The organism is Arthrobacter sp. J156 (genome assembly GCF_056172865.1).
Map to the genome: position 1 here is coordinate 2,601,172 of NZ_CM149650.1, position 11,969 is coordinate 2,613,140.

The window sequence follows — 11,969 nt, forward strand, 5'->3', positions numbered from 1 at the left end:
TACCCACCCGGTGCCGCACGCCCCCGGCGCGGGGCGCGGCTCAGGTTCCGGTGCGCATCCAGGCGTCGTTGCGCACGCGCCACGCGAGCGTCGCGGCGCGGGCCGCCATGTAGCCGACGCCGAAGGCGAGCCAGAGCCAGAGGATGCCCCCGGTGCCCGGCAGCTCGCGGGACGACGCGGCCCAGAGCAGCGGGGCGTAGGCGGCGAGGGCCACGAGCCCGGCGAGGGCCAGGTAGCGGGCGTCGCCGGCCCCGATGAGGACCCCGTCGAGGACGAACACGAGCCCGCAGAGCGGCTGGGCCGCGGCGAGCACCCAGAGTCCCACGGCGGCCGCCTGGCGCACGGAGGGATCGGACGTGAAGAGCGCCCCGGCGAACGGCGCGGCCGCGGCCAGCACCGCACCCGTGGCGGCCCCGAACGCCACGCCCCACCACGTCATGGTGCGCGTCAGCCGGCGGGCCAGCTCCTTGTCCCCGGCGCCGAGCTCCTTGCCGATGAGCGCCTGGGCGGCGATCGCGAGGGCGTCGAGGGCGAACGCGAGGAAGGTGAAGACGGTGAAGACGAGCTGGTGCGCCGCGAGCGTCAGCGCGCCGTGCGAGGTCGCGACCCAGACGGTGGCGAGGATGCCCGCGCGCAGGCTCAGCGTCCGCAGCATGAGCCACGAGCCGACGGCCCCGGTGGAGGCCATGCCGGCGGCGTGCGGGCGCAGCGCCACCCCGGCCGAACGCATCCGCGGCAGCAGGATCCACAGGTACGCCGCGGCCATGCCCCATTGGGCGATCGAGGTGCCGAGCGCGGAGCCGGCGACGGACATCCCCGCCCCGTACACGAGGACCAGGTTGAGCACGATGTTCGCCGCGAAGCCGGCCCCGGCGATCACGAGCGGGGTCCGGGTGTCCTGCAGGCCGCGCAGCACGCCCGTCGCCGCGAGGACCAGGAGCATCGCCGGCAGCCCCGGCATGGACCAGCGCACGTAGTCGATCGCGAAGCCCAGCACGCCGTCCCGGGCGCCCATCGCCGCCAGGAGCGCCGGAGCCGCGAGCCAGCCCGCCGTGGCGAGGACGAGCCCGAGGGCGAACGCGAGCTGGATCCCGTCCCGGCCCACGGCGAGCGCATCCGCCATCCTCCCCGCACCGAAGCGCCGGGCGACGGCGGGCGTCGTCGAGTAGGCCAGGAAGATCATGAGCCCCACGGCGGTGTGCAGCACGGTGGTGCCGAGGCCCGCCCCGGCGAGTTCGGTGAGGCCGAGGTGGCCGACGATCGCGGTGTCCGCCATGAGGAAGAGCGGTTCGGCGACGAGCGCGCCCAGGGCGGGGAGCGCGAGGGCGAGGATGCGGCGCCCGAGGCGCGGCCCCGGCGTCGTACGGGATCGGGGGGACGCGTCGCTCACCCGGCCAGCCTATCCCCGCCGCGCAGGCACGCCGCGGCGATCACGGCGGCCGCCGCCACCAGGGCCAGGACGCACGCCGCGGCCCCGGGCCAGCCGAACGGCGCGAACGCGAGCCCCACCGCCCAGCCGAACGCGCTCGAGCCCGCGTAGTAGGCGAGGTTGTAGAGGCTCGCGGCCTGGGCGCGCCCGCCCACGGCGAGCACCGGGACCCAGCCGCTCGCCACGGCGTGCGCACCGAAGAAGCCGGCCGTGAAGAGGAGCAGGCCCGCGACGACCGCCGGGAGCCAGTCCAGCACGGTCACCGCGAGGCCGGCGGCCATGACGCCCGTCGAACCGAGCAGGACGGGCAGGCGGCCCAGCCGGCCCACGAGCGCCCCCGCCCGGCGCGAGGACCAGGTGCCGGAGAGGTAGGCCAGGAACACGAACGAGGCCAGCGAGGCGGGGATGAGGAACGGCGGCGCTTCGAGCCGGAAGCCCAGGTAGTTGTAGACCGCGACGAATCCGCCCATGAGCAGCAGGCCCTGCGCGTAGAGCGCGAGCAGCCGGGGCCGCGCAAGGTTGGCCGCGAGCTTCGCGGCGAGTCCCGGCGCGCCCGGCGTGCGCCGTGGCACGGGCGTGAACCCGCGTGGGGCGGGAGCGGCGAGGATGAAGGCCGTCGCCGCCGCGGCCGCGAGGAGCGCCACGACGAGGGTCCCGGCCCGCCACGTGAGGAACTCGCTCAACGGGCCGGCGACGAGGCGGCCGGCGAGCCCGCCGAGGGTCGTCCCGGAGATGTAGGTGCCCGCGGCGACGGCCGAGTGCAGCGGCGCGATCTCCTCGCTCAGGTACGCGAGCGCCACCGCGGGGATCCCGCCCAGGGCGAGCCCCTCGACGAAGCGCAGCGCCAGGAGCGCCTCGAACCCCGGGGCTGCCGGGACCAGCAGGCCCAGGACGACGGCGGCGACGACCGCCGTCTTCATGGTCCGCAGGCGCCCGATCCGGTCCGCGACAGCGGACCAGGCGATCACGGAGGACGCGAGGCCCGCCGTGGCCGCGGAGACCGCGAGCGCGGCCTGCGCCTCGGACACGGCGAGGTCGCGGGCCAGCTCCGGCAGGACGCCCTGGACCGAATAGAGCTGGGAGAACGTGGCGACGCCGGCGGCGAAGAGCGCCAGGATCATGCGCCGGTAGCCGGGCGAGCCGTGCGCGTGCCCGCCGAACGCGTCCCCGCCGGCCAACGCTACGGGTTCAGCAGCGGCAGCACCGTGTAGGCCAGGGAGAGGGCCACCGCGTTGTTGAAGAAGTGCAGGATGTAGGCGTAGGCGAGCGACTTGCCGGTCAGGACGTAGGCGACGCTGATCACCGTGCCGAGCGTCAGGTAGGGCACGAGCGAGCTGACGTCGAACGAGCCGGTGCCGATGAAGTGGATCCCCGCGAAGAGCGCGATCGAGACCACCACGCAGAGCCAGACGTTGACGTAGCGGCTGAGCTTGCCGATGAGCAGGTGGCGGAAGACGTACTCCTCCACGAACGGCCCCATGACCACGGCCACGACGAACATCGTGGGGAACGGGACGGAGTAGGTCATGCCCTCGATCGCCAGCTGGTTCTCGCTCTTGACCACCTCCCCCATGCCCATGAGGATCGCAGCCGTGATCATGAGCGAGCCGAACCAGGCGCCCGGAATGCCGAAGCCCTTGGCCCACGGGTGGAACGCGAACGTGCGCAGGGATTCGCGGAACGCGCCGAAGGCCATGATCATCGCGGCCGTGAAGAGGACGGCGTAGACGATCAGGTTGACCGCGAACGTCGCCGTGTCCGGCGTGGAGAACGTGTCCGTGAAGCCCGGGACGAGGACCATGAAGCTGGCCAGGCCCACGACGAACAGCAGGATGTACAGGCCCACCGTGACGCCGTCGCCGACCCCGAAGCGGCCGGGATCGAACACGGGCTGCCGGCGCCGCGGCCCGGGGAACGGGTAGGGGCCGGCCGGTCCTGGCTGGGGGTGGGGACGCATGCCCCAACCCTACCGATTCGCCCCGGGCCGCGCTTCACGCCGGGACCCTCAGAGCACCCGGATCCCGGCCTCGGCGGCGAGCAGCGGCGCGAGGTCCTGGAGCTGCAGGGCGTCGATCGTCGCGCCCCGCAGCCCCGCCGGGGCCGTGATGGACCTCAGGCCCGCACCGCGCAGGTCGGCGTGGGAGAGCCGGGCCCCGTGGAGCAGGAGCGAGTCGATCCGGCAGTCCTCGAAGGCCACCCGGGTCGCCGTCGCGGATCCCAGGTCGAGCTCCTCGATGATGACGTCCCGGAACAGGACGTCCTTGAGCTCGGCCGAGCGCAGGTTGACGTAGCCGAGCTTGCCGCCGTCGAACAGCACGGAGCGCAGCGTGGCCCCGTACAGCTCGGCGGAGCCGATCCGCCCGCGGGCGATCCGCGTGTTCCACCAGGCAGAGTCCGGGGCGGAGAGCGTCGGCGCGAGCAGCTCCTCGAAGCGGCAGTCGCCGAAGGAGGCCCGCTCGAGGCGCGCCCCGGCGAGGGAGACCCCGCGGAAGGAGCAGGCCGTGAAGACGGCGTCCTCGAGGTCCGCTCCCGCGGCGTCGTCCTGCTCGAACAGCAGGCCCTCGCACCGCCCGTCGGCATCCAGCGCGGTCAGGTCGCCGGCCCCGGGGTACGACGCCGGGGCGAAGGACGGCAGGCGGGGCGCCTGGGGCGCGGGCCGGGCGGGCACCGCCTCCCGCCCCACTCAGCCCTCCCGGCCGGACGCGTCCGCCGAGGCGGCGTCGGGGACCGGCTCCGCACCGCCGTCGTCCCCCGGCTCCACCCCGGCCTGCGGCGCCGAGGCGGCGTCCGCGAGCGCGGCGGCGTCGGGGTCCTCGGCCGGGCCCGCGAACTGGGACATGTAGAGCCGGTGGTACGCACCGCGGGACTCGAGCAGCCGCTCGTGGCTGCCCTGCTCGACGATCCGGCCCGCCTCCATCACCAGGATGGTGTCCGCGTCGCGGATCGTGGAGAGCCGGTGGGCGATCACGAAGCTCGTGCGGTCGCTGCGCAGGGCGGCCATGGCGTGCTGGACCAGGACCTCGGTGCGCGTGTCCACGGAGGAGGTCGCCTCGTCGAGGATCAGCAGCGAGGGGTTGGCCAGGAACGCGCGGGCGATCGTGATGAGCTGCTTCTCGCCGGCCGAGACGTTGGTGCCCTCGTCGTCGATCACCGTCTGGTAGCCGTCCGGGAGCGCCCTGACGAAGCGGTCGACGTAGGTGGCGCGGGCCGCCTCGAAGACGTCCTCGTCGCTCGCGTCCAGGCGCCCGTAGCGGATGTTGTCCATGATGGTGCCGTTGAACAGCCAGGCGTCCTGCAGCACCATGCCCACCTTGGAGCGCAGCTCCGCGCGGGACAGCGCGGTGACGTCCACGCCGTCGAGCGTGATGCGCCCGGAATCGAGCTCGTAGAAGCGCATGACCAGGTTCACGAGCGTCGTCTTGCCCGCGCCCGTGGGTCCGACGATCGCCACCGTGTGGCCCGGGTGCGCCTCGAAGGACAGCTCCTCGATGAGCGGCTTGGCCGGATCGTAGGAGAACGAGACGCCGTGGAACTCCACGTGGCCGTCGGTGCGCTCCGGGAGGTGTCCCGTGACCGTCTCCGGCTCCTCCTCGTCGGCGTCGAGCAGCTCGAACGTCCGCTCGGCGCTCGCCACGCCGGACTGGAGCATGTTGGCCATGCCGGCCATCTGCCCGAGCGGCTGCGTGAACTCGCGCGAGTACTGGATGAAGGCCGTCGCGTCGCCGAGGGTCATCTGCCCGCTCGCGACGCGCAGGCCGCCGACCACGGCGATGCCCACGTAGGCCAGGTAGGAGATGAAGTTCATCACCGGGTAGATGGTGCCGGAGACGAACTGGGCGCCGAAGGAGGCCTTGTAGAGCTCCTCGTTGCGCTCGTCGAAGCGCGCCAGCGCCTCCTCCTCGCGCCCGAAGACCTTCATGAGCTCGTGGCCGGAGAAGGACTCCTCGATCTGCCCGTTGAGGGCGCCGGTGGACTTCCACTGGGCCGTGAACTGCTTCTGGGCCCGCACGCCGATGACGCCGGCCGCGACGGCGGACAGCGGCAGCGCGATGAGCGCGATCAGCGCGAGCTGCCAGGAGACGATGAACATCATGATGACGATCCCGACCACCGTCAGGAGCGCCTGGACGAGCTGCGCGAACGCCTGTTGGAGGGCGTTCTGGATGTTGTCGACGTCGTTCGTCACGCGCGAGAGCACATCGCCGCGCTGGCGCGTGTCGAAGTAGTTCAGCGGCAGCCGGTTGAGCTTGTGCTCGACGTCCTTGCGGAGGTTGTAGACCACGCGCATGACGAGCTTGTTGAGGATGAAGCCCTGGGCCCACATGAACACGTTGGCGACGAAGTACATCGCCAGCACGATCGAGATGACGATCCCGAGCTCGCGGAAGTCGATCCCGGCGCCGGGGACCACCGTCATGCCGGAGAGCATGTCGGCGAAGTCGTCCTGGCCGCTGGCCCGCAGGCCCGCGATGAACTGCTCCTGGGTGACGTCGGCGGGCATCATGGGGCCGAGCACGCCCGCGAAGATGATGTCCATGGCGTAGCCGAGGACCTTCGGGGCGATGACGTTGAGCACGACGCCGATGGCCACGAAGACCAGGACGATCCCGATGCCGGCCTTCTCCGTGCCGAGCAGGCCCAGCAGGCGCTTGGCCGAGGGCCAGAAGTGCTTGGGCTTGCGGATCGACGTCTGGCCGCCGAATCCGTCGTCGAGCGACATGTCGGCGAACTCTTCCTCGGTGTTCTCTTCGGTGTTCTCCACCTGGGTCTGCGCCATCTAGGCCACCTCCTCCGCGCTGATCTGGGATTCGACGATCTCGCGGTAGGTCTCCGAGGAGGCCAGGAGCTCGTCGTGGGTACCGCGGTCCACGATCCTGCCGTTGTCGAGGACCAGGATCTGGTCCGCTTCGGTGATCGAGGCGACGCGCTGGGCGACCATGATGACGGTCGCGTCGTGGATGCTGGACTTCAGGGCCTGCCGCAGCCGGGCGTCGGTGGCGACGTCGAGGGCGGAGAACGAGTCGTCGAACAGGTACACGGCCGGCCGGGCGACGAGCGCCCGGGCGATGCAGAGGCGCTGCCGCTGGCCGCCCGAGACGTTGGTGCCGCCCTGGGAGATCCTGGTCTCGAGCCCGTCCGGCTTCTCGCGCACGAAGTCCTCGGCCTGGGCGATCCGCAGGGCCTCCCACAGCTCGGCCTCGTCGGCGTCGCCCTTGCCGTAGCGCAGGTTGGACGCGACGGTTCCGGAGAAGAGGTACGGCCGCTGCGGGACGGTGGAGACGCGCCGGGACAGCTGTTCGCGGGTGAGCCCGGAGACCGGGACGCCGTCGATCAAGACCTCGCCGGACCCGGGATCGTAGAGCCGGGGCACGAGGTTCAGCAGCGTGGACTTGCCGGCGCCGGTCGAGCCGATGATCGCCGTCGTCTGGCCCGGCTTCGCCGTGAAGCTGATGTCCTTGAGCACGGGCTCCTCGGCGCCGGGGTAGCCGAAGCTAACGCCGCGGAACTCGACCTCGCCGCGGACGGGCCCCGTCGCGCGCGGCGCGTGGGGATCGTGGAGGGAGGGTTCGACGGCGGTCACCTCGCCGATGCGCTCGGCGCAGACCATGGCGCGCGGGATCATCATGGCCATGAACGTGCCCATCATGACGGCCATGAGGATCTGCAGGAGGTACTGCAGGAAGGCCGTGAGCGCACCGACCTCGACCTGGCCGGCATCGACCCGCTGGCCGCCGAACCAGAGCACGGCGGCGGTGGCCACGTGCAGGATCATGCCGATGACGGGGAACATGAGCACGAACAGCTGGCCGACCTTGACGCCGACGTCCGTCAGCTTCTCGTTGGCGCCGCGGAAGCGTTCGGTCTCGAAGTCCTCGCGGACGAACGCGCGGACCACGCGGATGCCGGTGATCTGCTCGCGCAGCACGCCGTTGATGCCGTCGATGCGGTCCTGCATGATGCGGAACAGGGGCATGAGGAAGCGGATGAGGATGCCGACGATGACCACGAGGAGCGGCACGGAGACCCAGACGAGCCAGGACAGCCCGGCGTCCTCGCGCAGCGCCATGATGATGCCGCCGATGCACATGATGGGGGCCGCGACCATGAAGTTCAGGCCCATGAGCACGAGCATCTGGACCTGCTGGACGTCGTTCGTGCCACGCGTGATCAGGGTGGGGGCGCCGAACTGGTTGACCTCGCGCGCCGAGAAGCCGGCGACGGAGTGGAAGACGGCGCGGCGGATGTCCCGGCCGATGGCCATGGACGTCTTGGCGCCGAAGTAGACGGCGGCGACGGCGGTGAGCACCTGCGCGAACGCGACGCCGAGCATCACTCCGCCGGTGCGCCAGATGAAGTCGGTGTCGCCCTTGGCCACGCCCTCGTCGATGATGCGGGCGTTGAGGCTGGGCAGGTAGAGCGTGGCGATCGTGGTGGCCAGCTGGAAGACCATCACGGCCACGATCCACATCGTGTAGGGCTTGGAGTACTTCAGGATCAGTCGAAGCAGCATGGTGGAAGTGGTCCTTTGCGCGGTTCCGCCCACGGCGCGCCCCGGGGCGGGGCGGGGTGGCGGGAGGGCACGCGGAGGCCGGCTGCCTCCGGAGCATAAGGAACTCTAGTCCCCAGTTGGGACAACTCAATCCGTCGAGAGGATGATTTCTCCGCCGGCGGATCAGCCGCGGGCGAGGAGCCTCTCGAGCTTCGCGAAGGACTGCTCCCAGCCGCCGCCCGCCATCTCGAGGACCTCTTCGGGGTAGGGGCCTTGGCTGAGGCGCATCCGCGTGCCGCGGCCGGACTCCTCGAGCTCGACCCGCAGCTCCATGACCTGTCCGCCGGACTCCGGCGTCGCGGCGGTACGCCCCACGAGGAGCGACGGCGGCTCGAACGCGCCGAGCTCGGCCTCGATGGGCGAGACGGACAGGGGGTCCTCGTCGGAGGCCATAACGAGCCGCCACACGCCGCCGGGGCGCGGTTCCACCATCACGGACCCCGCGGTCACGCTCCAGCCCTCGGGGCCGAACCAGGCGGCGAGGACGTCGGGATCGGTCCACGCCTCCCACACCTTCTCCCGCGGCGCATCGAAGTCGCGTTCCATCACCAGGGTTCCATCGGCCATGGCGCCAGAGTACCCGTCCGCGGTCCGGGGGTCGACGCCGCCGCGGTCCCGAATCCGGGTCCACCACCCCTTGTCCGCCGCCGCACCCGGTGGTGGACTATGGCCCATGGGCAACGCAGCAGAGACCGTGATCGCCATCGGCACCAAAAAGGGCCTGTGGCTCGCCAGAAGCACCGACCGCGCCAGCTGGATCCTGGACGGCCCGTACTTCCTCAACATCGAGGTGGCCTCCGTGGCCATCGACACCCGCGGCGGCCGGACCCGCGTCCTCGCCGGCATCAACGACTGGCACTGGGGCCCGGCCGTGGTGCATTCGGATGACCTCGGCGCCACGTGGACCGAGCCGGAGCACGGGGCCATCAAGTTTCCGGCGGACACGGGCGCGGAGCTCGCCCGGATCTGGCACCTGCGCCCGGACACCGACGAGCGGCCGGGCGTGGTCTGGGCCGGCTGCGAACCGATCTCCGTGTGGAAGTCCACGGACTCCGGGGAGAGCTTCGAGCTGAACCGCGGGCTGTGGGAGCACCCGCACCGCAAGGAGTGGGGCGAGGGATTCGGAGGCCCCGCGGCCCACACGATCATCCCGGACCGCGAGGACGCCAAGACGCTGCACGTGGCCATGAGCACGGGCGGCGTGTACCGCAGCCGGGACGCGGGCGGCAGCTGGGAGCCGCGCAACAAGGGCATCAGCGCCGGGTTCATGCCGGACGAGGAGCCGGAGTTCGGCCAGTGCGTGCACCGCATCACGGCGGACGCCGCGGACCACAACCGGCTCTACGCGCAGAACCACGGCGGGGTCTACCGGACGGACAACGGCGGGGACGAGTGGGTGAGCATCGCCGACGGGCTGCCGGCCGACTTCGGCTTCACGTTCCTGACGCACCCGCGCCGGGCGGGCACGGCGTGGACCATTCCGCTCCATTCCGACTTCCAGCGCATCCCGGTCGGAGGCCGGCTGGCGCTCTGGCGCACGGACGACGCCGGGCTGACCTGGGCGGAGCAGCGCGAAGGCCTCCCGGACGGCGAGTACAACGTGGTGCTGCGGGACGCGGCGTGGGTCGACGAGCACGACGGCGTCGCGGGGCTCTACTTCGGCACGCGGGCCGGCGAGGTCTTCGCGAGCAGCGACGAGGGGGCGTCCTTCAGCCAGGTCGCCGAACGGCTGCCGGACGTGCTCAGCGTCCGCGCAGCCATCGTGGCGTAGCCGTGCCGAGCGCGATCCTGGACGTGCCCGCGGTGCTCGCGCCGACCCTCGGCGGGCGCCGGACGCTGGATCTGGAGTACGACGCCGGAGCGACCGTGGGTGCCCTGCTGGACCGGGTGGGGGCCGGGCACCCCGTCTTCGCGCGGCGCATCCGGACGGAGACGGGCGCGGTGCGGCGCTTCGTCAATGTGTTCGTGGGGCAGGACAACATCCGCGACCTGGCCGGGCTGGACACGCCGGTGCCGGACGGGGCCCGCATCCTGGTGATCCAGTCGGTCGCCGGCGGCTGATCCGCGGCGCGTCAGCGCCCCGCGCCGGCGCGGGGCGTGAGGTGCTCGAAGACCAGGCTGGTCTGGGTCGAGGCGACGGCCGGGTCGGCGAGCCGGACGTTGATGAAGTCCCGCAGCTCCTCCGGGCCGGCACAGGCCACGTGGACCAGGAAGTCGCGGTCCCCGGCCAACAGGAAGACTCCCAGCGTCTCGGGGAGGTCCCGGAGCGCGGCCGCGAGCTCGAGCATCCGGTGGCGGGCCTGAGGGTTGACGCGGACGGAAATCATGGCGAAGACGTGCAGACCCAGGCGGGCCAGGTCCAGCTCGGCGTGGTAGCCCGTGATCACGCCGGAGTCCTTGAGTGCCCGGACGCGGGCCAGGCAGGTCGACGGCGCGATCCCGGCCTTGCGGGCCAGGACGTTGTTGGGAAGACGCGCGTCGGCGGCGAGCTCGCGCAGGATCACCAGGTCCGCCTCGTCGAGCCGAACCCGATTCCGGCCCTCCTGGTGATTTCGGATCAGATCCGAATTGATCACGGAACTCCCTCTGCTTTCTGGATGAATATTCGCTGAAGAGGACGCGTTCTTCACGTCGATTCTAGACTGGGCGGAGAATCCACCTCAACGAAGGACACCGGGCATGGACACCACCACGGCACCACTCACCCGCGCTGACTGCCTCGCGCTCGACGCCGCGGATCCGTTGGCCGGGTTCCGCGGCCGCTTCGAGCTGCCGGACGGCGTCGTCTACCTCGACGGGAACTCGCTGGGCGCCCTGCCCCGCGGCGCCGCGGAACGCGCGCAGGAGGTCGTGACCGCCGAATGGGGCCGCGGCCTCATCCGCTCGTGGAACACGGCCGGATGGTTCGGGCTGCCCCGCACGCTCGGGGACAAGCTGTCCCGCCTCATCGGAGGAGCCCCGGGCGAGACAGTGGTCACCGACACCACGAGCCTGAACCTCTTCAAGGCCCTCGCCGCCGCGATCCGGATCCAGCAGCAGGACGCGCCGGCCCGCCGCGTGATCGTCACGGAGCGGGACAACTTCCCCACGGACATCTACATCGCGGAGGGCATCGCCGACTTCCTCAACTCCGTCGCCGAGCACACGGGAACCCGCTACGAGGTCCGCCTCGTCGACGACTCGCTCCCGCTCGGGGAAGCGCTCGACGAGGACAGCGCCGTCGTCTCCCTCTCCCACGTGAACTACCGCACCGGCGCCATGTGGGACCTCGCGGGCGTCACGGCCCGGGCCCACGCGGCGGGGGCCCTGATGATCTGGGACCTTGCGCACTCCGCCGGCGCCGTACCCGTGGACCTGAACGGAGCGGGCGCCGACTTCGCCGTCGGCTGTACCTACAAGTACCTCAACGGCGGGCCCGGCGCCCCCGCGTTCATCTGGGTGAGCCCGCGCCACCAGGACCGCTTTTGGCAGCCGCTGTCCGGCTGGTGGTCCCACGCCGCCCCGTTCGCGATGGCCGATTCCTACAGTGCCGCCCCGGACATCCGCCGCTTCCTCTGCGGGACGCAGCCGGTGACCTCCCTGGCCCTGGTGGAGACGGGTCTGGACGTCGCGCTCGAGGCGGACATGGCCCTGGTCCGGGAGAAGTCCCTGGCACTGACGGATCTGTTCATCCGCCTCGTCGAGGAGCGCTGCGCGGAGCACCCGCTGCGGCTCGTGACGCCCCGGGAACAGGCCGCCCGCGGCAGCCACGTGAGCTTCCGCCACCCGGAGGGCTACGCGGTCATGAGCGCGGTCATCGCCCGCGGCGTCATCGGCGACTACCGCGAACCGGAGGTCCTGCGCTTCGGGATCACGCCCCTCTATGTCGGGTACGCGGACGTGTGGGACGCCGTCGAGGTGCTGCGCGACGTCCTGGATTCGAAGGCGTGGGACGCCCCGGAGCACCGCACGCGCCATGCCGTGACCTGAGGATCGGCATATGCTGGCCCC

The 11,969-nt window shown here is 71.7% G+C and carries 11 protein-coding genes; 3 read left to right on the forward strand and 8 right to left on the reverse strand.

Translation table 11 applies throughout. From position 1 onward, the window contains the following. Positions 1–40: 40 nt before the first annotated feature. The 7 genes from AC0QR5_RS11945 to AC0QR5_RS11975 form a co-directional block, all read right to left on the reverse strand. Positions 41–1,390, reverse strand: a complete 1,350-nt coding sequence (locus tag AC0QR5_RS11945) for an MATE family efflux transporter (RefSeq protein ID WP_329861271.1) — start codon at positions 1,388–1,390, stop codon at positions 41–43. Beyond that, entirely contained in the window at positions 1,387–2,607 is a 1,221-nt protein-coding gene (locus AC0QR5_RS11950) for an MFS transporter (RefSeq protein ID WP_329861273.1), read from the reverse strand. The genes AC0QR5_RS11945 and AC0QR5_RS11950 overlap by 4 nt, the downstream gene beginning before the upstream one ends. A gap of 2 nt (positions 2,608–2,609) precedes the next feature. Next, on the reverse strand, positions 2,610–3,386 hold the full coding sequence (locus AC0QR5_RS11955; RefSeq protein ID WP_329861275.1) for a CPBP family intramembrane glutamic endopeptidase: 777 nt from the start codon (positions 3,384–3,386) through the stop codon (positions 2,610–2,612). Between the two features lie 48 nt (positions 3,387–3,434). Next, the gene (locus AC0QR5_RS11960) at positions 3,435–4,097 is read right to left on the reverse strand and encodes a pentapeptide repeat-containing protein (RefSeq protein ID WP_329861276.1); all 663 of its coding nucleotides are present in this window, start codon (positions 4,095–4,097) and stop codon (positions 3,435–3,437) included. A 15-nt stretch (positions 4,098–4,112) separates the two neighbouring features. After that, complete coding sequence (locus AC0QR5_RS11965; protein WP_329861310.1) at positions 4,113–6,149, reverse strand: ABC transporter ATP-binding protein; 2,037 nt, start codon at positions 6,147–6,149, stop codon at positions 4,113–4,115. A gap of 57 nt (positions 6,150–6,206) precedes the next feature. Continuing rightward, positions 6,207–7,940: an ABC transporter ATP-binding protein gene (locus tag AC0QR5_RS11970; protein WP_329861277.1), complete on the reverse strand. Its 1,734-nt coding sequence runs from the start codon at positions 7,938–7,940 to the stop codon at positions 6,207–6,209. A 162-nt stretch (positions 7,941–8,102) separates the two neighbouring features. After that, positions 8,103–8,546 (reverse strand): SRPBCC family protein, encoded by a 444-nt coding sequence (locus AC0QR5_RS11975; RefSeq protein WP_329861278.1) that lies wholly within the window; start codon positions 8,544–8,546, stop codon positions 8,103–8,105. Between the two features lie 106 nt (positions 8,547–8,652). Here AC0QR5_RS11975 and AC0QR5_RS11980 point away from each other — a divergent pair, with 106 nt between their 5' ends. Both AC0QR5_RS11980 and AC0QR5_RS11985 read left to right on the forward strand, forming a co-directional pair. Beyond that, positions 8,653–9,750: a WD40/YVTN/BNR-like repeat-containing protein gene (locus AC0QR5_RS11980; protein ID WP_329861279.1), complete on the forward strand. Its 1,098-nt coding sequence runs from the start codon at positions 8,653–8,655 to the stop codon at positions 9,748–9,750. Positions 9,751–9,752: 2 nt separating this feature from the next. Next, positions 9,753–10,040 carry a MoaD/ThiS family protein gene (locus AC0QR5_RS11985; RefSeq protein ID WP_329861280.1) on the forward strand — a complete coding sequence of 96 codons (288 nt, stop codon included), beginning with the start codon at positions 9,753–9,755 and terminating at the stop codon, positions 10,038–10,040. Positions 10,041–10,051: 11 nt separating this feature from the next. Here the strand turns inward: AC0QR5_RS11985 and AC0QR5_RS11990 are convergent, their stop codons facing one another. Beyond that, positions 10,052–10,555 carry an Lrp/AsnC family transcriptional regulator gene (locus AC0QR5_RS11990; protein ID WP_329861281.1) on the reverse strand — a complete coding sequence of 168 codons (504 nt, stop codon included), beginning with the start codon at positions 10,553–10,555 and terminating at the stop codon, positions 10,052–10,054. Positions 10,556–10,658: 103 nt separating this feature from the next. On the opposite strand from AC0QR5_RS11990, the gene kynU reads away from it, so the two are divergent. Next, complete coding sequence (kynU, locus tag AC0QR5_RS11995) at positions 10,659–11,948, forward strand: kynureninase (RefSeq protein ID WP_329861282.1); 1,290 nt, start codon at positions 10,659–10,661, stop codon at positions 11,946–11,948. The last annotated feature ends 21 nt before the right edge of the window (positions 11,949–11,969 follow it).

Coding starts and splice junctions, on each gene's coding strand:
- AC0QR5_RS11970 (WP_329861277.1), bottom strand. CDS start 7,940: ATGCTGCTTCGACTGATCCTGAAGTACTCCAAGCCCTACACGATGTGG.
- AC0QR5_RS11975 (WP_329861278.1), bottom strand. CDS start 8,546: ATGGCCGATGGAACCCTGGTGATGGAACGCGACTTCGATGCGCCGCGG.
- kynU (WP_329861282.1), top strand. CDS start 10,659: ATGGACACCACCACGGCACCACTCACCCGCGCTGACTGCCTCGCGCTC.
- AC0QR5_RS11980 (WP_329861279.1), top strand. CDS start 8,653: ATGGGCAACGCAGCAGAGACCGTGATCGCCATCGGCACCAAAAAGGGC.
- AC0QR5_RS11965 (WP_329861310.1), bottom strand. CDS start 6,149: ATGTCGCTCGACGACGGATTCGGCGGCCAGACGTCGATCCGCAAGCCC.
- AC0QR5_RS11955 (WP_329861275.1), bottom strand. CDS start 3,386: ATGCGTCCCCACCCCCAGCCAGGACCGGCCGGCCCCTACCCGTTCCCC.